The organism is Azospirillum doebereinerae (assembly GCF_003989665.1).
GTDB classification, from domain to species: domain Bacteria; phylum Pseudomonadota; class Alphaproteobacteria; order Azospirillales; family Azospirillaceae; genus Azospirillum; species Azospirillum doebereinerae.
Genome location: NZ_RZIJ01000017.1, coordinates 164795 through 184228 on the forward strand (window position 1 = coordinate 164795; position 19434 = coordinate 184228).

Annotated in this window: 18 protein-coding genes; 5 read left to right on the forward strand and 13 right to left on the reverse strand. The window is 69.2% G+C overall.

Going from position 1 to position 19434, the window contains the following annotated elements; translation table 11 throughout:
- Nucleotides 1-2: 2 nt before the first annotated feature.
- Together EJ913_RS20525 and EJ913_RS20530 are read right to left on the reverse strand one after the other, a co-directional pair.
- Nucleotides 3-1070 (reverse strand): hypothetical protein, encoded by a 1068-nt coding sequence (locus EJ913_RS20525; RefSeq protein WP_244939431.1) that lies wholly within the window; start codon nt 1068-1070, stop codon nt 3-5.
- 86 nt (nt 1071-1156) lie between these two features.
- Nucleotides 1157-2674 carry a bifunctional metallophosphatase/5'-nucleotidase gene (locus EJ913_RS20530; RefSeq protein ID WP_127001343.1) on the reverse strand — a complete coding sequence of 506 codons (1518 nt, stop codon included), beginning with the start codon at nt 2672-2674 and terminating at the stop codon, nt 1157-1159.
- A 160-nt stretch (nt 2675-2834) separates the two neighbouring features.
- On the opposite strand from EJ913_RS20530, the gene EJ913_RS20535 reads away from it, so the two are divergent.
- A complete protein-coding gene (locus EJ913_RS20535) occupies nt 2835-3536 on the forward strand; it encodes a type 1 glutamine amidotransferase (RefSeq protein WP_127001345.1) in 702 nt (233 codons plus the stop codon).
- Here EJ913_RS20535 and EJ913_RS20540 read toward each other — a convergent pair.
- The 8 genes from EJ913_RS20540 to EJ913_RS20580 form a co-directional block, all read right to left on the reverse strand.
- Nucleotides 3502-5130 carry an NTP transferase domain-containing protein gene (locus EJ913_RS20540; protein ID WP_127001347.1) on the reverse strand — a complete coding sequence of 543 codons (1629 nt, stop codon included), beginning with the start codon at nt 5128-5130 and terminating at the stop codon, nt 3502-3504. The genes EJ913_RS20535 and EJ913_RS20540 overlap by 35 nt on opposite strands.
- A gap of 203 nt (nt 5131-5333) precedes the next feature.
- Nucleotides 5334-6050: an XdhC family protein gene (locus tag EJ913_RS20550; RefSeq protein ID WP_127001349.1), complete on the reverse strand. Its 717-nt coding sequence runs from the start codon at nt 6048-6050 to the stop codon at nt 5334-5336.
- A complete protein-coding gene (locus EJ913_RS20555) occupies nt 6050-6379 on the reverse strand; it encodes an XdhC family protein (protein WP_211099014.1) in 330 nt (109 codons plus the stop codon). The genes EJ913_RS20550 and EJ913_RS20555 overlap by 1 nt, the downstream gene beginning before the upstream one ends.
- Nucleotides 6376-7593: a vWA domain-containing protein gene (locus EJ913_RS20560; RefSeq protein ID WP_127001351.1), complete on the reverse strand. Its 1218-nt coding sequence runs from the start codon at nt 7591-7593 to the stop codon at nt 6376-6378. Before EJ913_RS20560 ends, EJ913_RS20555 begins: the two co-directional genes overlap by 4 nt.
- The gene (locus EJ913_RS20565; protein ID WP_127001353.1) at nt 7590-8513 is read right to left on the reverse strand and encodes an AAA family ATPase; all 924 of its coding nucleotides are present in this window, start codon (nt 8511-8513) and stop codon (nt 7590-7592) included. Before EJ913_RS20565 ends, EJ913_RS20560 begins: the two co-directional genes overlap by 4 nt.
- Nucleotides 8514-8695: 182 nt before the next feature.
- On the reverse strand, nt 8696-9487 hold the full coding sequence (locus EJ913_RS20570) for an FAD binding domain-containing protein (RefSeq protein ID WP_127001355.1): 792 nt from the start codon (nt 9485-9487) through the stop codon (nt 8696-8698).
- A gap of 12 nt (nt 9488-9499) precedes the next feature.
- A complete protein-coding gene (locus tag EJ913_RS20575; RefSeq protein ID WP_127001357.1) occupies nt 9500-11893 on the reverse strand; it encodes a xanthine dehydrogenase family protein molybdopterin-binding subunit in 2394 nt (797 codons plus the stop codon).
- A gap of 56 nt (nt 11894-11949) precedes the next feature.
- Nucleotides 11950-12447, reverse strand: a complete 498-nt coding sequence (locus EJ913_RS20580) for a (2Fe-2S)-binding protein (RefSeq protein WP_127001359.1) — start codon at nt 12445-12447, stop codon at nt 11950-11952.
- Nucleotides 12448-12729: 282 nt separating this feature from the next.
- Here EJ913_RS20580 and EJ913_RS20585 point away from each other — a divergent pair, with 282 nt between their 5' ends.
- From EJ913_RS20585 to EJ913_RS20600, 4 genes are all read left to right on the forward strand, one after another.
- The gene (locus EJ913_RS20585; protein ID WP_127001360.1) at nt 12730-13683 is read left to right on the forward strand and encodes a TAXI family TRAP transporter solute-binding subunit; all 954 of its coding nucleotides are present in this window, start codon (nt 12730-12732) and stop codon (nt 13681-13683) included.
- Between the two features lie 25 nt (nt 13684-13708).
- Complete coding sequence (locus tag EJ913_RS20590) at nt 13709-15802, forward strand: TRAP transporter permease (protein ID WP_127001361.1); 2094 nt, start codon at nt 13709-13711, stop codon at nt 15800-15802.
- On the forward strand, nt 15799-16173 hold the full coding sequence (locus tag EJ913_RS20595) for a DUF1850 domain-containing protein (protein WP_127001362.1): 375 nt from the start codon (nt 15799-15801) through the stop codon (nt 16171-16173). Before EJ913_RS20590 ends, EJ913_RS20595 begins: the two co-directional genes overlap by 4 nt.
- Before the next feature lie 112 nt (nt 16174-16285).
- Entirely contained in the window at nt 16286-17740 is a 1455-nt protein-coding gene (locus EJ913_RS20600) for a sodium:proton antiporter (RefSeq protein WP_127001363.1), read from the forward strand.
- Between the two features lie 30 nt (nt 17741-17770).
- Here EJ913_RS20600 and mazG read toward each other — a convergent pair whose 3' ends face one another.
- The 3 genes from mazG to EJ913_RS32185 all read right to left on the reverse strand — a co-directional run.
- Nucleotides 17771-18580 carry a nucleoside triphosphate pyrophosphohydrolase gene (gene mazG, locus EJ913_RS20605; RefSeq protein WP_127001364.1) on the reverse strand — a complete coding sequence of 270 codons (810 nt, stop codon included), beginning with the start codon at nt 18578-18580 and terminating at the stop codon, nt 17771-17773.
- Between the two features lie 166 nt (nt 18581-18746).
- The gene (locus tag EJ913_RS20610; RefSeq protein WP_127001365.1) at nt 18747-19253 is read right to left on the reverse strand and encodes a class I SAM-dependent methyltransferase; all 507 of its coding nucleotides are present in this window, start codon (nt 19251-19253) and stop codon (nt 18747-18749) included.
- Nucleotides 19253-19434: hypothetical protein (locus EJ913_RS32185; protein ID WP_211099015.1), on the reverse strand; the 182-nt coding region annotated here is incomplete at its 5' end. The genes EJ913_RS32185 and EJ913_RS20610, both read right to left, overlap by 1 nt.

The window sequence follows — 19434 nt, forward strand, 5'->3', positions numbered from 1 at the left end:
CGTCAGCCCTCCTGCAGACGGTCGTAGGCGTGGTAGTCCAGCGCCAGCCCGGCGACCATGTCGAGATAGAGCTTGATCAGCCCGGTCGAATAGAAGGCCGGACAGCCGGTGTAGTAACGCTCGCCGGGCTTGGCGAAGGTCACGATGGGGGCGGCGTTCAGGCGGATCAGCCCGGCGTCGTCCAGCACGAAGGCGGTCTGGTCGGCGGGCAGCCGGTGAACGGCGAGGCCGTCAGGCGGCTCGATGCCGCTGTGCTCCATGTAATGCACCAGCATGCCGAGGCTGGAGACCGAGAGCGGGACGATCTGCTTCAGGCTGCGGCGCACGAGGTCGTCGTAGAAGGCGGCATCGCGGCCGGGCACCAGCAGGGGCGCCGCCTCGACCAACGCCCAGCAGATGTGGATCGCGGTGTGGCTGCCGGTCTTGGTGATCGACAGCATGTCGTAGCCGGCGCGCTGGTAGAGGGCTGAATCCTCCAGCGCGCTGCGCAGCACGAAGGTCGCCGCCGCGTCGATGGAGATTTCGCCCGATCCCAGCGAGCGGTAATGCTCCTCCTCCTGCAACAACTCGGCGACCCAGCCGGTGATCAGCCCGTCGAGCAGATGGCAGGTCGCGTCGCGCAGGACGGAACAGAACACGTCGGGGGCGGCCGCCGCCATGGACGCTCGCTCCGCCGGATCCAGCCCGTGGGGCGAGCGCGGCGGAATCGGCAGCATCAGCCGGCCGGCCTCGTCGAGCGGCATCTTGGCCGCGATGTGGTCGCGCAGCCGGCCGAACAGGAAGGCCAGCAGCGAATTGACGAGGATCTTGTCGGCATCGTCCTGCGGCAGGCCGGCGTCGGCCCCGTTGCCGTCCGAAGCTCCCCCCTTGTGGAACGGGCATTGCCCGGCGCCTTGCTTCAACTCCTGCCCGAACAGGTAGGACGGGTCGGCCTGAATCTTTTGCAGGATGTGCGCGATGGACACCCGCGTCAGCCCGCCGTCGCCATGGGCGGCGTTGAAGGTCTGGGCGAAGTCGTTCGAGCGGGATGGCGGGGGCTGGGACATCGGCACGTCTTCATCGCGGGACATAGGGCAGTCCCCGCACCCTAAGGTGAAACGGCCGTTCCACGCAACGAAACCACGGTGGAACGGCCCGAAGTGCCGAATTTGTCGCGTTATTTCGCCACGATGCGGCCTTCGACGGCGGGTGACACGGTCTTTTGCGCCTCGACGTGATTCATCACGATGGTGGCGAGCAGCATCGCCCCCGACGCATCGACCAGCACCTTTGCGCGCTTGAAGGAGTCGTATCCGTCGCCGCCCTTCAACAGGTAGTCGTTGGTGGCGACCCGGTAGATCCGCGCCGGATCCAGCGGCTGCCCACCCACCGTCACCGCGCTCACCCGGCGGCCGGGCGGGGTGGCCGGGTCGTAGACCATCGTCAGGCCGGACACCTGCGGGAAGCGCCCGGCCTTGTCCGCGACCTTGCTCACGCCGTTCTCCAGCGCCGCCAACAGCTCGGCGCCGCTCATCTCCACTAGCACGCCGAGGTTGCCGAAGGGCAGTTCGGCGAAGACGTCCTTGCGGGTCAGCGTGGTTCCGGCCGGGTGCAGGGCGTTGGCGCGGATGCCGCCGCCGTTGACGATGGCCGCGTCGGCCTTCAGCGCCGCGCGCAGGGCGTCGGCGATCAGATTGCCCATGCTGGATTCGCGGCTGCGCACCGAGTCCTGGCGGCTGTCGAGGTCTGTCGCCGTCGTGCCGATCGCGGCGCCCAGATCGCTGTCGAGCCGCCGGGTGTAGCCCTCCACGATCCCTCCGATCTCAGGATCCGCCGTCACCCCGGCGGTGGAGACGAAGCGCCACTCCGCCGGCCGGGTGGTGGTGACCGGCCCCTTGTCCGTCGCCTTGGTCGAGACCAGCAGCTTGATCACGCCCAGATAGCGCGCGTTATGCCCGGCCTTCAGGATCAGGGTCGAGCCCTCGTAGAAGCAGATCGGGTCATGGTCGTGGCCGCCCAGGATCAGGTCGATGCCCTTGACCCGGGCGGCGAGGTCGCGGTCCTCGGCGATGGTCTGGTGGGTCAGCGCCACGACGACCGACGCGCCGCCGTCGCGCAGGGCCTTGACCGCCGTGGCCGCCGCCTCCGCCGTGGGCCGGAAGCGCAGATCCGGTCCGGGGCTGGACGCCCGCACGGTGTCGGGGGTGACGAGGCCGAGGAAACCGACCGTGATGCCGTCGACGGTCTTCGTCCAGCTCGGCACCGTGGCGGCGAAGGCGGAGCCGTCGGCCATGGCGAGGTTGGTGCCGATCCACGGGAAGGCCGATTCGGCCATGCGCGCCTTCATGACCTCTGGACCGAAATCGAACTCGTGGTTGCCGAAGGTGACGGCGTCCACCTTGATCGCGTTGAACAGCGCCACCATCGGCGCCCCCTTGGTCACGCCCAGCAGCAGCGAGGGCGACAGGAAGTCGCCGCCGACCGTGGTGACCGCCGCCGCGTCCTGCGCCCGCTCCCGCCGCAGCAGGGTCATCAGCGGGGCGAAACCGCCCTCGCCGTTGACGGGGGCGATCTCGTACACGTCGTTGATGTGCAGGAAGGTCAGCGTTCCGTTCTGCGCCCAGGCGTTCAACGGACTGCCGAGCGCCCCGGCCAGGATCGACGCCGCGACGAGGGAGCGAAGGACCGTGAGCATGCGGGCGGAACTCCGGAAAGGGGCGAAAGGGTACGGCACTCTAAACACAATCGCTTTTGGCGCGCATGGCCGCTTTGCGCCGTCACGCGGCGTCTTGAACTCCGCGCGCAACGGTCTCACAAAAGGATGTCCGTTTCCCTACGATACGAGCGTGCCCTCCATGCGCATCCTGGTCGTGCAGAACAGCCGCACCGCCCCCATCGGCATCGTCGGCGAGGCGTTGGTCGACAACGGCGCCACCCTGGTCACCGTCAAGGCGAACGAGGGCGAGGTTATCCCCGCCATGGACGGCTTCGACGGTCTGGTGGTGCTCGGCGGCCCGCAGGATGCGTGGGACGACGGCCACGGTCCGCATTTCCCGGCGGTGATGGAGACGATCCGCAACTTCACCGAGGCCGACCGGCCCGTGATGGGCATCTGCCTCGGCGCGCAGCTCGCGGCGCGGGCCTACGGGGCGCCGGTCTACCGGCACGAAACCCCCGAATTGGGCGTCTGCCCGGTGACCCTGAACGGGGAGGCCGCGACCGACCCCGTGCTGGGCGGGCTTGGTCCGGACCTGAAGCTCGTGCAGTGGCATTACGACACCTTCGAGTTTCCCGAAGGCGCGGTGCCGCTGGCGTTCAGCGACATCTGCGGACGGCAGGCCTTCCGCCTCGGCCGCGCCACCTACGGCTTCCAGTTCCACCCGGAGGCCACCGCCGAGATCGTCACCGGCTGGGCGTCGCGCTTCGGCGAGGAGAAGCGGGAGAAGAACCGCAGCCTGCTCGACGGGCTGCCCGGCGCGCTGGACGCCCATCTGCCGGCGGCGGAGACCTTCGCCCGCACCATCACCCGGCGCTGGATGGATCTGGCGGCGCCCTGAACTGGGCCAGCAGCTCCGGGGTGTCCACGTCGTAGAGGATGCCGGCGTCGTCCACCGGCACCTCGCAGACGCGGTCGGCGTGGCGGCCGATCAGGCGCTTGGCGCCGCTGTCGCCGGTCAGCGCCGCCATCTCGGCAAAGAAGGCGCGGTCCCACAAGACCGGGTTGCCCTGCTTGCCGTGGGCGGTCGGGATGCAGACGGCGCGCCCCTCCGTTGGGCTGTAGGCGGCGATCAGCCGGTCGATGATCCCCGATGCCACGCGCGGCATGTCGCCCAGGCACACGACCACCGCGTCGGATTCGCTGGGCACCGCCGCCAGACCGGCGCGCAGCGACCGGCTCAGCCCCTCGCCGAAATCCGGGTTGTGGACGAAGGTCACCGGCTTGCCGGACAGCGCCGCCGCGACGCGTTCCCCCTGATGGCCGGTGACGACGATGACGTTGGCCGCCTGGCTCGCCAGCGCGGCGTCCACCGCGCGGGCCAGCAGCGGCGTGCCGTCGACCTCGGCCAGCAGCTTGTTGGTGTCGCCCATCCGGCTCGACCGCCCGGCGGCCAGCACCAGCGCGGTGACGCGCGGCGCGCGCGGAGTCTCGGGCGCGTCGCCGGAGCGGGGCAGGGGACGCGAGGGAATCTCGGCCAGCAACCCGCCCACCCCCATCCGCATCACGTCCGCCTTGGTCGGCGGCACCCCGGCCGCGATGCGTTGCAGCACCCAGTCGAAGCCGTTCAGCTTGGGCGAGCGGGCACAGCCCGGCAGACCCAGCACCGGCGTGGCGCCGATTCGGGCCAGCAGCAGCAGGTTTCCCGGATCGACCGGCATGCCGAAATGCTCGACCACCCCGCCGGCCCGCTCGATGGCGGCGGGCAGCACGTCGCGCCGGTCGGTGATGGCCGATGCCCCGGCGATCAGCAGCAGGTCGGCCGGCGGCAGTGACCGGATGCCGGCGGTCAGCGCCGCCTCGTCATGGTCGCAGCGGGTCTCGGCGATCAGCGTCCCGCCCAGCGCCTCCACCCGGTCGCGGGTGACGGCGACGGTCTTGTCGAGCACGCTGTCCTTCACGCCCGGCAGCCGCGTCTGGATCAGCCCGACCGACAGCGGGCGGAAGGGGGCGACCCGCAGCGGCGGCGTTCCGGCGGCGACCCGCTCCGCCTGCGCGACGCAAGCGGTGGGGGCGGCAAAGGGGATGATCTTGACGGTCGCCAGCATCTGGCCGGGCTCGACCGGGGTGAAGTCGGGCAGGGTGGCGATGGTCACGCTCTCGTCGAGCAGGTTGATGGCGTCCACCCGCGACGGATCGAGGCACAGCAGCCCGCGCGCGGCGGCGAACAGATTGACCCGCCCGGTGAAGGCGGCGGCCACGGTGACGTTCGGTCCGGCGACCGCCGCCGCGACGCGCGACGCCGCCTCGTCCTCGCCGAGGTCGTCGGGGCCGAGCGTGGCGGCGACGACCGACGCGACGCCAAGGTCGCGCAGGGCGGCGACATCGGCGGCCGACAGGCGCCGGCCCTTCTTGAACGAGACGGAACCGAGCCGCAGGGAATGCGCCAGGATGGCCCCCTCGGCGTCATCCAGCGTTACGGGGCCGAACTGCATCGAGGCGGACACTCCCTATCCGATCGGCCCGTCCTTCAGCGACACCAGGAAGCCCCTCTCCCCTTGCGGGAGAGGGGTTGGGGTGAGGGGTAAGCAAATTTTTCCGCCTGCGGCGGAATACCCCTCATCCCAACCCTTCTCCCGCAAGGGGAGAAGGGCTTTTCATCGAGCAGGCGCCGTTGAAAAGACGGACTCCGTTGCGATCAGCAGGGGTGGTTTTCCCCCCGGCGGACGCAGGTGATCTGCGCCATGATGGATATGGCGATTTCCGCCGGCGTTACAGCCCCGATCGACAGGCCGACCGGCCCCCGGATGCGCTTCACCTCGGCCTCGCTCAAGCCCTCGTCGCGCAGGCGGTCGAGGCGCAGCGCGTGGGTGCGCTTGCTGCCCAGCGCACCGACGTAGAAGGCGCGCGAGCGCAGGGCGGCGATCAGGGCCGGGTCGTCCAGCTTGGGGTCGTGGGTCAGCGTCACCACGGCGGTGCGGACGTCGGGCTTCAGCTCGGCCAGCGCCTCGTCCGGCCACAGATGGTTCAGCCTCACGCCCGGAAAGCGCGCCTCGGTCGCGAAGGCGCCGCGCGGGTCGATCACCGTCACGTCGTAGCCGGTCAGCGCCGCCAGCGGGGCCAGCGCCTGGGCGATGTGGACGGCGCCGACGACCAGCAGCCGCATCGCCGGGTTGTGAACGTGGACGAACAGCCGGAAGCCGTCCTCGTCCTGGGGGTCGGTCAGCAGCCCGGAGCGGTCCTGGCGCATGCGACGTCGCATCTCCTCCAGCAGGTCGGGTTCCAGCCCGAACCCGCCGTGGACGGCGTCCTCGTAGACCAGCGTCTGCAAGCCGCTGTTGAGATCGGTGACCAGGGCCACCGGAACGGCGGCCTTCTTGGCGGCGACCAGACGGTCGAGAATCTCGCGTTTCATTATTCCACGGCCTCGACATAGACCTGGACCTGCCCGCCGCAGGCCAGACCGACCTCCCAGGCCATCTCGTTGGTGATGCCGAAGGACAGCAGGCGCGGCTCGCCGTCCTCCATGGTCTTGGCCGCCTCGTGGGCGACGGCGCTCTCGATGCAGCCGCCCGACACCGAGCCGGCCATGGCGCCACGGTCGTCCACCGCCATCTGGCTGCCGACGGGACGGGGCGAGGATCCCCAGGTCGCGACCACCGTCGCCACCGCGACCTTGCGGCCGGCGGACCGCCATGCGGCCGCCTGTTCCACGATGTTGTCCGCCATCAGGGTGTCGTTCATCCCGCCGCCTCCTTGACCCAGCGGCGCAGGCCCGGAGCCCGGCGCGGACCCTCGCGCGACAAGGCGTCGGCAAGACCGGCGAGGCTGTTCAGGCTGTGGGCCGCTCGAAAATCGTCAACATGCGGCAGCAACGCCCGGATGCCGGAGGATTTCGGCGCGAAACCCTCCCAACGCAGCAACGGATTCAGCCAGACGAGCCGCCGGCAGCTTTTGTGCAACCGTTCGGCCTCCGCCGCAAGCCCTTCCCCTGCATCCCTGTCAAGCCCATCGGTAATGAGAAGCACGACCGCGCCTTGGCCCAGCACGCGCCGCGCCCAGTGCCGGTTGAACGCGTGCAGCGCGGTGCCGATCCGCGTGCCGCCCGACCAGTCGGCCACCGCGCCGGACACCGCATCGAGCGCCACGTCCACGTCCTTGTGGCGCAGGTGCCGGGTGATGTTGGTCAGCCGCGTCCCGAACACGAAGCTGTGGACCCGGTCGCGGTCGTTGGTGACCGCGTGCATGAAGTGCAGCAGCATCCGCGAATAGCGGGTCATCGACCCGGAGATGTCGCACAGCACCACCAGCGGCGGCGGGCGGGTGCGCCGCCGCTTGCGGGCGAGGTCGGCCAGATCGCCGCCCGAGCGCAGCATGCGCCGCAGCGTGCCGCGCGGGTCGAGGCGCGGGCCGCCGGGGTCGGGGCGGTGGCGGCGGGTCGTCACCTCGGCCAGCGGCAGGGCGAGGCGGGTCAGCAGCCGCTTGGCCTGGGCCATCTCGGCGCCGGTCATCTTCTCGAAATCCTTCTCCTGCAACCGCTCGGTGGCGGAGACGGTGAAGGTGGCGTCGAGTTCGATCTCGGTCTTCTCGGGCCCCTCCGGATCCGGGCCGCTGCCGTGCAGGGCCTCGGCGAGGCGCTGGGCCATCTCGGGCCGGTCGGGCGCGGCGTCGGTCCGCACCGTCGGCAGCATCATCGCCATCATCCGTTTCAGGATGTCGGGGTTGCGCCAGAAGATGTGGAAGGCCTGGTCGAACAGCTCGCTCTGGTCGTGGCGGTCGACCAGCACGGCGTGGAGCGCCCAGTAGAAATCCGTCCGGTTGCCGAGCCCCACCGCCTCGACCGCCTCGATGGCCTGCAACAGCTTGCCCGGCCCGACCGGCAGCCCGGCGGCGCGCAGCGCGCGGGCGAAATGCATCAGGTTCAGGGCCAGCCGGCCGCCATCCGGGGATGAGGTCATCGCGCCGTGGACGCCGCCAGCTCGGTCTTCACCTGGGCCAGGATGCGCGCGGCCTCGCTGCCCTGGATGCGGGCGATGTCGTCCTGGTACTTCAGCAGCGTGCCCAGCGTGTCGTTGATGACCGAGGGTTCCAGCTCCAGTTGGTTCAGCTCGACCAGCGCCTGCGCCCAGTCCAGCGTCTCCGCCACGCCCGGCGCCTTGTAGAGGTCGAGGCCGCGCAGGGACTGCACGAATCCCACCACCTGCGCCGCCAGCCGGGCGTCGGCCCGGGGCGCCTTCACCGCGACGATCTCCCGCTCCCGCGCGGCCGAGGGGTAGTCGACCCAGTGGTAGAAGCAGCGGCGTTTCAGCGCGTCGTGAATCTCGCGCGTGCGGTTGGAGGTCAGGATGACGATGGGCGGCTTGGCGGCGCGGACCGTGCCGAACTCCGGGATCGAGACCTGGAAGTCGGACAGGATCTCCAGCAGATAGGCCTCGAACGGCTCGTCGGTGCGGTCCAACTCGTCGATCAGCAGCACCGGCGGACCGGCGGGATCGGGCTCCAGCGCCTGGAGCAGCGGGCGGCGGACCAGGAACCGCTCGGAGAACAGGTCGGACGCCAGCGCGTCGCGGTTCTGGGCGCCGGAGGCTTCCGCCAGCCGGATCTCCATCATCTGGCGGGCGTAGTTCCATTCGTAGACGGCCGAGGACGCGTCGAGCCCCTCGTAGCATTGCAGGCGCAGCAGCTTGCGGCCGAGCGTCGCCGACAGCACCTTGGCGATCTCGGTCTTGCCGACGCCGGCCTCGCCCTCCAGGAACAGCGGGCGCTTGAGCCGCAGCGCCAGGAACAGCGCCGTCGCCAGCGACCGGTCGGCGACGTAGTCGCCACGGGTGAGAAGGGCCAGCGCGTCGTCGACGGAGGCGGGGAGGGGAGTCGGCATGGGATCCTTGCGAAGTGGCGGTCTAGGCCCTCTCCCGCCCCGGGAGAGGGAGGGGACCCGCAAAGCGGGGAGGGTGAGGGGCGAGCGGGCGTGGTACGCAATCCATGTCCACATAGCCCCTCACCCTTCCCATGCTCCGCATGGGCCCCTTCCCTCTCCCGGGGCGGGAGAGGGAGAGCCTATCACTCCAGCGTGCCCATGGCCCGCTTCGCCATGACGGTCACCAGATGGGCGCGGTACTCCGCGCTGGCGTGGATGTCGGCGTTCAGGCCGTCGGCGTCCACCGCCACGCCGTCCAGCGCCTCGGCCCGGAAATCGGCGGCGAGCGCCGCCTCCAGCGCGTCGGCGCGGAAGACCGATGGCCCGGCGCCGGTCACGGCGACCCGCACCTCCGCGCCGAACTTCGCCACGAACACACCGACCACCGCGTAGCGGCTGGCCGGGTTGCGGAACTTGGCGTAGCCGGCCTGGTCCGGTTTGGTGAAGCGCACCGCCGTCACGATCTCGTCGGGCTGAAGCGCCGTCTCGAACATGCCGGTGAAGAAGTCGTCGCCCGGAATCTCGCGCCGGTCGGTGACCACGACGGTCTTCAGCGCGACCACCGCCGCCGGGTAGTCGGCCGCCGGGTCGGCGTTGGCGATGGAGCCGCCGAGCGTCCCCATGTGCCGCACCTGCCGGTCGCCGATGTTCCCGGCCAAACCCGCCAGAGCCGGGATGACGCGCCGGACGACCTCCGACTGCCCGACCTCGGCGTGGCGGGTGAAGGCGCCGATCTCAAGCCCGCCGGCGACCTCGCGGACGCCTTTCAGGTCGGGGATCGCCGACAGGTCGATCAGGTCGGACGGGCGGGCGAGCCGCTGCTTGAGGGTCGGCAGCAGGGTCTGGCCGCCGCCCAGCAGCTTGGCGTCCTCGGCCTTGAGGGCGTTGGCCGCCTCGGCAAGCGTCTTGGGACGCTGGTAGGAGAATGCGTACATCGTCTCGCCTCCTTATTCCGCAGCCAGGGCGGGAGCCGGCCTCGCGGCCTGGATCACGCGCCAGACCTTCTCCGGCGTCGCCGGCATGTCGAGATGGGTGACGCCGTAGGCCGACAGCGCGTCCACCACCGCGTTCATCACGGCGGCCGAGGCGCCGATGGTCCCGGCCTCGCCGCAGCCCTTCACACCCAGCGGGTTGTGGGTGCAGGGCTGGTCCTCGTGGGTGCGCACGGTGAAGGACGGCACGTCCTCGGCGCGCGGCATGCAGTAGTCCATGTAGGAGCCGGTCAGGAGCTGCCCGGACTCGTCGTAGACGCAGTTCTCGTAGAGCGCCTGCCCGATGCCCTGGACCAGCCCGCCATGCACCTGCCCCTCGACGACCAGCGGGTTGATGATGCGGCCGAAATCGTCCACGGCGGCGAAGGCGACCACCTTGGTCACGCCGGTGTCGGGGTCGATCTCCACCTCGCAAACGTGGCAGCCGTTGGGGTAGGTGAAGTTCTTGGGATCGTAGAAGGCCTGCTCGTCCAGCCCCGGCTCCAGCTCGTCGAGCGGGAAGTTGTGCGGGACGTAGGCTTGCAGCGCGATGTCGCCGATGCCCAGGCTCTTGTCGGTGCCGGCCACGGTGAAGCGGCCCTCCTTCACCTCGATGTCGCTCTCGGCGGCCTCCAGCATGTGGGCGGCGATCTTCCTGGCCTTGCGCTCCACCTTGTCCATCGCCTTGACCAGCGCCGACCCGCCGACCGCCAGCGAGCGCGAGCCGTAGGTGCCCATGCCGAAGGGGATCTTGGCGGTGTCGCCGTGGACGATCTCGACGTTCTCGATGGGCACGCCGAAGCGCTCGGCCACCAACTGGGCGAAGGTGGTCTCGTGCCCCTGGCCGTGGCTGTGCGAGCCGGTGAAGACCGTCACCGAGCCGGTCGGGTGGAAGCGCACCTCGGCGGATTCGTACAGCCCCGCCCGCGCGCCGAGCGCGCCCGCGACGTTGCTGGGCGCGATGCCGCAGGCCTCGATGTAGGTGGCGAAGCCGATGCCGCGCAGCTTGCCCGTGGCCCGGGACGCCGCCTTGCGCGCCGCGAAGCCGTCGTAATCGACCAGCGGCAGGGCGATGTCGAGGTTCTTGGCGAAGTCGCCGGTGTCGTATTGCAGGGCGACCGGGGTCTGGTAGGGCATCGCCTCGGCCGGGACGAAGTTGCGCCGCCGGATCTCGGTGCGGTCGAGCCCGGCCACGCCGGCCGCGATGTCGACCAGCCGCTCGATCAAATAGCAGGCCTCCGGCCGCCCGGCGCCGCGGTAGGCGTCCACCGGGGCGGTGTTGGTGAAGACCGCCTTGACCTCGGCGTAGATGGCGGGGGTCTTGTACTGCCCGGCCAGCAGCGTGGCGTAGAGGTAGGTCGGGATCGACGGCGCGAAGGTCGAGAGATAGGCGCCGAGATTGGCCAGGGTGGACACCCGCAGCGCCAGGAACCGGCCGTCCTTGTCCATCGCCATCTCGGCGTGGCTGACATGGTCGCGGCCATGCGCGTCGGTCAGGAAGCTTTCCGAACGGTCGGCGGTCCACTTCACCGGGCGCCCGATCTTGCGCGCCGCCCAGGTGACGACGGCCTCCTCGCCGTAATGGAAGATCTTCGACCCGAAGCCGCCGCCGACGTCCGGCGCGACGACGCGCAGCTTGTGCTCCGGGATGCCCAGCACGAAGGCGCCCATCAGCAGGCGGATGACGTGCGGGTTCTGGCTGGTGGTGGTCAGCGTGTACTCGCCGTTCGACGCGTCGTATTCACCCAGCGCCGCGCGCGGCTCCATCGCGTTGGGCACCAGCCGGTTGTTCACGAGGTCGATCCGCGCCACATGCTCGGCTCGCGCGAAGGCCGCGTCCACCGCCGCCTTGTCGCCCAGATGCCAGTCGAAGCAGACGTTGCCCGGCGCGTCGTCGTGGACCAGCGCCGCCGCTCCCTCCACCGCGCGGGTCGAGGAGGCCACCGCCGGCAGTTCCTCGTAATCCACCATCACCAACTCGGCGGCGTCGCGCGCCTGCTCGCGGGTCTCGGCGATGACCACGGCCACCGCGTCGCCGACGTAGCGGACCCGGCCGCGCGCCAGCGGGAAATGCCCCGGCTCCTTCATCGGCGAGCCGTCCTTGGAGTGGATCTGCCAGCCGCAGGGCAGGCTGCCGACCTTGTCGGCCTCCATGTCGGCGCCGGTCAGCACGGCGACGACGCCGGGGGCGGCCAGCGCCTCGGTCGCGTCGATGCCTTTCACCAGCGCGTGGGCGTAGGGCGAGCGCACATGCACCGCGTGGGTCATGTCCGGGCGCTTGAAGTCGTCGGTGTAGCGGCCGCGGCCGGTCAGGAACCGCTGGTCCTCCAGCCGGCGCACCGAAGCGCCGATGCCGTTGGGGTTCGCCATCTCGTGAATCCTCCCATCGGAACGTTTTTTCGTTCGAAGTCCGGAAACGGCGCGCCCTATTCGGCGGCGATCCTCGACGGCTCGGCCTTCATCGCCTCGGCCCCGGCCAGCACCGCCTTGACGATGTTGTGGTAGCCGGTGCAGCGGCAGATGTTGCCGTCCAGCGCGTTGCGGACCTCCTGTTCGGTCAGGTCCGGGGTCTCGCGCACGAGGTCCACGGCGCTCATCACCATGCCCGGCGTGCAGAAGCCGCATTGCAGCCCGTGATGCTCGCGGAAGGCGGCCTGCATCGGGTGCAGCGTGCCGTCGGCCGCCGCCAGCCCCTCGATGGTGGTCACGCTACAGCCCTCGACCTGGACCGCCAGCGCGGTGCAGGCCTTCACCGAGCGGCCGTCGATGTGCACCACGCAGGCGCCGCACTGGCTGGTGTCGCAGCCGACATGGGTTCCCGTCAGTCCCAGATGGTCGCGAAGGAAGGTGACGAGCAGGGTGCGCTCCTCCACCTCGCGCGAGACCGTCTTGCCGTTGACGGTCATGGTGACTCTGCTCGGCATTGGTACCTCCCGATGGCTGGCGTGCTTGGGCTGGCGCTATGGGTCGGTGGATCCGTCTTCGGCCTGTGGCGGCCGGCGGATTCTGGTGGTCATTCTCCGCAAGCATAGGGGGTATCGGCCAGTCCGCGTCAAGCGGCCCTAAGGTCGTCGGCCGAAAGAAAGGGATGGAAACTGCATAAGACTCGGATTGTACGTACTGGCGCGCAATTTTGTGACGCGTTACAGTGGGTTGCGAAGCCCGTGCATCAAGTGGGCACACGAACGATCCCAGGGAGAGACAGCATGAAACGCCTTGCCGCCGTGGTCGGAGCCTGCCTGTTCGCGTCGTTGCCGGCCACGTCATCGCCGGCTCGGGCCGAAGCCTACATCACCGTGCTGACCGGCGGCACCAGCGGTGTGTATTACCCGCTGGGCGTGGCGCTCTCCAACGTCTACGGCAAGGCGCTGCCGGGGGCCAAGGTGACGGCGCAGGCGACCAAGGCGTCGGTGGAGAACCTCAACCTGCTCCAGGCCGGGCGCGGCGAGATCGGCTTCACGCTGGGCGATTCGCTGAGCGACGCCTGGAAGGGCAACGAGGAGGTCGGCTTCAAGACGAAGCTGGAAAAGCTGCGCACCGTCGCGGCGATCTACCCCAACTACATCCAGGTCGTGGCGACCAAGGAATCCGGCATCAAGACGCTGGCCGACCTGAAGGGCAAGCGCGTGTCGGTCGGCGCGCCCAAATCGGGGACGGAGCTGAACGCCCGCGCGATCTTCCACGCCGCCGGCCTCGCCTACAAGGATTTCGACAAGACCGAGTATCTGCCCTTCGGCGAGTCGGTCGACCTGATGAAGAACCGGCAGCTCGACGCGACGCTGATCTCGGCGGGGCTGGGCGTGGCGGCAATCAAGGATCTGTCGGCCTCGCAGGAAGTCACCGTGGTGTCGATCCCGGCCGACATCGTGGCGAAGGTCGGCGACGCCGCCTACATCGCCGAGACGGTGCCCGCCAACACCTACCCCGGCCAGACCGAGGCGGTGCCGACCGCCGCCGTGCGCAACCTGCTGGTCACCCATTCCGGCGTCAGCGACGACGCGGCCTACGCGATGACGAAGACGCTGTTCGAGAATCTCGACGCGCTCGCCGCCGCCCACGTCGCCGCCAAGCAGATCAAGCTCGACGCCGCCGCCACTCAGTCGCCGGTGCCGCTGCACCCCGGCTCGATCAAGTTCTACAAGGAAAAGGGCCTGATGTGACCGGGCGCCGGCCGGAGTCGCCGCGTTGAACGCGAAACCCAGCGAGGCGGACGCCCAAATCCGCCAAGCCATCGACCGCGAGAACCCGTCCACCGTCACCGCCTTCGAGGGGTTCGACGGCAAGGCGGTCTTCGCCATCGCCGTCGCCTTCTCCGTCTTCCAGATCTGGACCGCCGCCTTCAACCCGGTGTCCAGCATGGTGGTGCGCTCGGTCCATGTCGGCTTCCTGCTGCTGATGACCTTCGCCCTGTTCGGCTTCCGCCAGGAGGCCGAGCGCCGTAGCGTACCGTGGTACGACTGGCTGCTCGGCCTGACCGCCTTCGCCATCGGCCTCTACCACTACGTGTTCGAGGTGGACCTGATCCAGCGGGCGGGCGACCCCAACACGGCCGACCTCGTCGTCGGCACCGTCGCCATCGCGCTGGTCTTCGAGGGCGCGCGGCGGATCATGGGCATCGCCCTGCCGATCATGTGCGGGGTGTTCATCCCCTACGCGCTGTTCGGGCGCTATCTGCCCTTCGGGCTGGGTCATCGCGGCTACGACCTGGATCAGGTGATCGACAACCTGTTCCTGTCGACCGAGGGCATCTACGGCACCCCGACCTTCGTGTCGGCCAGCTACATCTTCCTGTTCATCCTGTTCGGCGCCTTCCTGGAGCGGGCCGGGATGATCAAGCTGTTCAACGACGTCTCGCTCGGCCTCGTCGGCCACGCCAAGGGCGGGCCGGCCAAGGTGGCGGTGATCTCGTCGGGGCTGATGGGCACCATCAACGGGTCGGGCGTCGCCAACGTGCTGACCACCGGCCAGTTCACCATCCCGCTGATGATGCGCTTCGGCTACCGCCCGGCCTTCGCCGGCGCGGTCGAGGCCACCGCCAGCATGGGCGGCCAGTTGATGCCGCCGGTGATGGGCGCCGCCGCCTTCATCATGGCGGAGACCATCGGCGTCCCCTACAGCGAGGTCGCCATCGCCGCCGCGATCCCGGCCATCCTGTATTTCGGCAGCGCCTTCTGGATGGTCCATCTGGAGGCCGGCAAGGACGGGCTCATCGGCCTGCCGCGCGACCAATGCCCCAGCGCGCTGAAGGCGGTGGTGGAGGGCTGGTATTTGCTGCTGCCGCTGGTGGCGCTGGTCTACCTGCTGTTCTCCGGCTTCACGCCGCTGTTCGCCGGCGTGATCGGCATCGCGGCGACGGCGGCGCTGATCCTGGGCATGAGCATCGTCGGCACCGTCGGCCCGGTGATGCTGCGCGTCGCCTTCTGGGTCGTCGTCGGTCTGGTCGCGGCCGGGCTGTGGCGGCTGGGGCTGCGCACCGAGCACCTCGCCTTCGCGCTGGTGGCGCTTCTCGTCATCCCCTGCCTGTTCTTCAAGGGCGGGCGGGTCACGCTGGCGCTGGTCGTCGGCAGCATCGCCGACGGCGCCAAGAACGCGGTCGGCGTCGGCGTCGCCTGCGCGCTGGTCGGCGTGCTGATCGGCGTCATGACGCTGACCGGGCTGGCGTCGAGCTTTGCCTCGACCATCGTCGACTGGTCGGGCGGCAACCTGTTGGCGGCGCTGGTGCTGACGATGATCGCCTGCATCGTGCTGGGCACCGGGCTGCCGACGACGGCCAACTACATCATCACCGCGTCCATCGCGGCGCCGGCCCTGCTGACCATGGGCGTGCCGCTGATCGTCAGCCACATGTTCGTCTTCTACTTCGGCATCATGGCCGACCTGACGCCGCCGGTGGCGCTCGCGGCCCTGGCGGCCTCGTCGATCTGCAAGGCCGACCACATGGAGATCGGCTGGATCGCCACCCGCGTCGCCATGGCGGGCTACGTCGTGCCCTTCATGGCGGTCTACGACCCGGCGCTGATGCTGCAGACCGGCGACTGGCTGGCCGTGGCCTATGTGCTGCTGAAGGCCTGCCTGTCCATCGGGCTGTGGGGGGCGGCGACCATCGGCTTCTTCTGGACCCCGCTGTCGCTGGTCGCGCGCGTCTACGCCACGGTGGCGGCCTTCCTGTTCGTGCTGGCCCTGCCGATGACCGACGAGGCGGCCTTCGTCCTGACCGGCCTGTTCCTGATCTGGCAGCACCGCCAGCGGCGGAGCACGGCGGCCCTGCGGACGGCGTGAGCGGCTTGTGCCTGACGGCCCTTGGCGGCGCGCTGCTCGCGGCGCTGCCGGGGCCGTCCTTCACCCTGTCCTGGACGCATTCCATCGAGAAGACCGAATGGCGGGAGGAGTGGCGGGTCGAGGCCCAGCGCCTCGTCCCCGTCGAGGCCCGCGTCCAGGGCACCGGTGCCGGCATGGAGCCGGGGCCGGACGCCCGCCAAGTGGACGGCTGGCTGGTGTGGGTTCCCAACCTGCCGCCGCAGGACAGCCTGACGCTCGCCGCCTCGTCCTTCACCGCCGACCATCGGCTGTGCGCGGGCGGCGACTGCCGGCCGCTCGCCGACTGGACCGGCCGGCGGGACGAGCCCGTGACCCTGCGCGCCTGTCCGTGAAGCGGGGCAGGGGCTTGAGACACGTCGTGGCCGGCCCGGTCCCTTCCGGCTTGGCTTACGCTCGCTCCGACCGCATACTCCCGACCCTTTCGTCAGCCGACAATCCGGACCCATGATCACGTTGCCTTCCAGCTGCCGCCTCGCGGCGACCACGCTCGCCCTGGCGGGTCTTCTCCTGGCCGGGTCGCCCGACGCCGTGCTGGCGGCGGAAGCCGGCGCGCCGCATCTCGACGGTCGCCTGATGGGCGTGGCCTGGGTGGTGCCCTTCGTGGGAATCCTGCTGTCCATCGCGCTGTTCCCGCTGCTGGCGCCGCTGGTCTGGCACCACCACTTCGGCAAGATCTCGGCGGCCTGGGCCTTGGCCTTCCTGCTGCCCTTCGCCGCCGTCTTCGGGGTTGGGCTGGCGACCTACGAGCTGCTGCACACGCTGCTGCTGGAATACATCCCCTTCATCGTGCTGCTGACCGCGCTGTTCACCGTGGCCGGCGGCGTCCGGCTGACCGGGTCGCTGGTGGGGACGCCGCTGGCCAACACGGTCGGTCTGGCGCTGGGCACCGTGCTGGCCAGCGTGATGGGGACGACCGGCGCCTCGATGCTGCTGATCCGCCCGCTGCTGCGTGCCAACGAGCACCGGACCCACAAGGTCCACACCGTCGTGTTCTTCATCTTCCTGGTGTCGAACGTCGGCGGCTCGCTGACGCCTCTGGGCGATCCGCCGCTGTTCCTGGGCTTCCTGAAGGGCGTCGATTTCTTCTGGCCGACCGTCCATCTGTTCGGGCCGATGGTCTTCCTGTCGGCGCTGCTGCTGACGATCTACTTCGCGCTGGACCTCTGGCTGCACACCCGCGATCCCGGCAAGCACCCGCTGATCGAGGGCGTTCACGAACGCGAGCCGGTGCGCATCGAGGGTGGGATCAATCTGGCCCTGCTGGCCGCCATCGTCGGCGCGGTGCTGCTGAGCGGCGTCTGGCACCCCGGCACCGGCGTCACGTTCCACCACGTCGAGGTCCCGCTGGAGACCATCGTCTCGCAAATTCTGCTGATCGGCATCACGGCCCTGTCGCTGAAGCTGACCAGCGAGCAGAGCCGCCGCCTCAACGGCTTCAGCTGGGGACCGATCCTGGAGGTCGCCAAGCTGTTCGCGGCGATCTTCCTGACCATCATCCCGGCCATCGCCATCCTGAAATCCGGCACCGACGGCGCGCTCGGCGCCATCATCGCCGCCGTGAACGACGGCGGAAAGCCGAACCCGGCCGCCTATTTCTGGGCCGCCGGCATCCTGTCGAGCTTCCTCGACAACGCGCCGACCTACCTGATCTTCTTCAACACGGCCGGCGGCGACGCCCAGGTCCTGATGGGTGATCTGGCGCTGACGCTGACGGCGATCTCGGCGGGCGCAGTGTTCATGGGGGCGAACAGCTACATCGGCAACGCGCCCAACTTCATGGTCAAGGCCATCGCCGAGGAACGCGGCGTCGCCATGCCCAGCTTCTTCGGCTACATGGCGTGGTCCTGCGGCATCCTGGTGCCGCTGCTGGGCCTGACGACGCTGGTGTTCTTCCTGTAGAGGGCAGAGGGGGGCAGGGGCAGGGCGTTCTCAGCCCTCGCCGCGCTCCTCCCGCTTGGCCTGCTGCCAGAAGGCCTCCATCTCGTCGAGCGTGGCGCCTTCCGGCTTGCGGCCCTGTTCGGCGAGCAGCGCCTCGATCCGGTGGAAGCGGCGCTCGAACTTGGCGTTGGTGCCGCGCAGGGCCGCTTCCGGCTCCACCTTCAGCCGGCGGGCGAGATTCACCAGGGCGAACAGCAGGTCGCCCAACTCGTCGGCCACCCGGTCCTGCGCCGATCCGGCGTCCATCTCGGCGCGCAGCTCCCGGACTTCCTCCTCGATCTTGTCGAGGATGTCGCGGGCATCGGTCCAGTCGAAGCCGACCCGGGCGGCGCGGTTCTGGAGCTTCAAGGCGCGGGTCAGGGCGGGCAGGGCAGGGATCACGCCCTCCAGCGCCGAGGGTGCGCGGCCTTCCTCGGCCGCCTTGGCGGCGCGCTCGGCGGCCTTGTGCTCCTCCCAGCGCGAGGTCTGCTGGTCGGAAGTCTTGACCTCCTCCGGGCCGAAGACGTGCGGGTGGCGGCGGATCATCTTGTCGGTGATGACGCCGGCGACCTCCTCGAAATCGAACAGACCCTCCTCGCGCGCCATCTGGCTGTAATAGACGACCTGGAACAGCAGATCGCCCAGCTCTTCCCGCAACGCCGTCTTGTCGTCCTTCTCGATGGCGTCGGCGACCTCGTAGGCTTCCTCGATGGTGTGCGGCGCGATGGTCTTGTAGGTCTGCACCAGATCCCAGGGGCAGCCGCCATTGGGGTCGCGCAGCCGCGCCATCACGTCGATGAGCCGGTCGATGTTGCGGGTCATGGGGCGGGTCTCCGGATGCGGGAAAAGGCCGCGACGATAGCCGAGCCGCACGGCGATGAGAAGCCGGGCGCGGGGGCGTCCTTTGTCGAAACTGGATTGAACTCCATCTTCTTTCCAGTTTCCGCGGGGCAGTTCGACTCCGCAAACGAGCGATGGGGGGCCGCAGTCATGTCCGTGTCTTAAGAACAACAAAAGTCCAGCGGATTTCCGATCGCCCCAACATATCGTTTCGCTCTGCAACGTGGACCGCGTCAAGCCCGTGCAAGCCCGCCAGTTCAATTGTTTCATATGCCGAGACTTCGAACATCCTCCGTCCTTGAGGAACCGGACCATGACGCAGTGACATGCTGATCCGGCCGTTCGCATTGAGGAGTCCCGCCAAGGATTTCATGGCTGTTTGCCGCTCCTGAATGTCCAAGTGCATCCATACAGCCGTCAGAAGGATCAGGTCGAAGCGATCCTTGCGACGATGAAGCTGCAGGAGATCGGGAAGATGGTCATCGACCCATTCGATGGGTTTTCCCTTATGAAGGCGCAATCCCTCTTGTCGAAGTTCATCGGTCGGCTCCACGGCAACGACCCTGTGGCCGAGCACGGTGAGCGCTGCGGCGTCGCGACCCGACCCCGCTCCGACATCAAGGACCCGTGCGGGTGGGGAGGGAAAGAGATGCATCACCTCATGGTGGACATCACCAAATGTGATGCTCTCGTATTGTTCGGCCAGGACTGACGCGTTTTTGCCGTACCCTTGCGTTCCTTTTGATCATCATTTCTTCTGAAAGATTCAAGCTGAAGTGCGACACGTGCTTTTATGATAGGTCTACAGTCCTTTTTTTGCGTAAGGTCGTCCCGGT

What these genes read in the sequence shown, in the direction of transcription:
- EJ913_RS20525 (WP_244939431.1), bottom strand. Translation starts at nt 1,070, where the DNA reads ATGTCCCGCGATGAAGACGTGCCGATGTCCCAGCCCCCGCCATCCCGC.
- EJ913_RS20530 (WP_127001343.1), bottom strand. Translation starts at nt 2,674, where the DNA reads ATGCTCACGGTCCTTCGCTCCCTCGTCGCGGCGTCGATCCTGGCCGGG.
- EJ913_RS20535 (WP_127001345.1), top strand. Translation starts at nt 2,835, where the DNA reads ATGCGCATCCTGGTCGTGCAGAACAGCCGCACCGCCCCCATCGGCATC.
- EJ913_RS20540 (WP_127001347.1), bottom strand. Translation starts at nt 5,130, where the DNA reads ATGCAGTTCGGCCCCGTAACGCTGGATGACGCCGAGGGGGCCATCCTG.
- EJ913_RS20550 (WP_127001349.1), bottom strand. Translation starts at nt 6,050, where the DNA reads ATGAAACGCGAGATTCTCGACCGTCTGGTCGCCGCCAAGAAGGCCGCC.
- EJ913_RS20555 (WP_211099014.1), bottom strand. Translation starts at nt 6,379, where the DNA reads ATGAACGACACCCTGATGGCGGACAACATCGTGGAACAGGCGGCCGCA.
- EJ913_RS20560 (WP_127001351.1), bottom strand. Translation starts at nt 7,593, where the DNA reads ATGACCTCATCCCCGGATGGCGGCCGGCTGGCCCTGAACCTGATGCAT.
- EJ913_RS20565 (WP_127001353.1), bottom strand. Translation starts at nt 8,513, where the DNA reads ATGCCGACTCCCCTCCCCGCCTCCGTCGACGACGCGCTGGCCCTTCTC.
- EJ913_RS20570 (WP_127001355.1), bottom strand. Translation starts at nt 9,487, where the DNA reads ATGTACGCATTCTCCTACCAGCGTCCCAAGACGCTTGCCGAGGCGGCC.
- EJ913_RS20575 (WP_127001357.1), bottom strand. Translation starts at nt 11,893, where the DNA reads ATGGCGAACCCCAACGGCATCGGCGCTTCGGTGCGCCGGCTGGAGGAC.
- EJ913_RS20580 (WP_127001359.1), bottom strand. Translation starts at nt 12,447, where the DNA reads ATGCCGAGCAGAGTCACCATGACCGTCAACGGCAAGACGGTCTCGCGC.
- EJ913_RS20585 (WP_127001360.1), top strand. Translation starts at nt 12,730, where the DNA reads ATGAAACGCCTTGCCGCCGTGGTCGGAGCCTGCCTGTTCGCGTCGTTG.
- EJ913_RS20600 (WP_127001363.1), top strand. Translation starts at nt 16,286, where the DNA reads ATGATCACGTTGCCTTCCAGCTGCCGCCTCGCGGCGACCACGCTCGCC.
- mazG (WP_127001364.1), bottom strand. Translation starts at nt 18,580, where the DNA reads ATGACCCGCAACATCGACCGGCTCATCGACGTGATGGCGCGGCTGCGC.
- EJ913_RS20610 (WP_127001365.1), bottom strand. Translation starts at nt 19,253, where the DNA reads ATGCATCTCTTTCCCTCCCCACCCGCACGGGTCCTTGATGTCGGAGCG.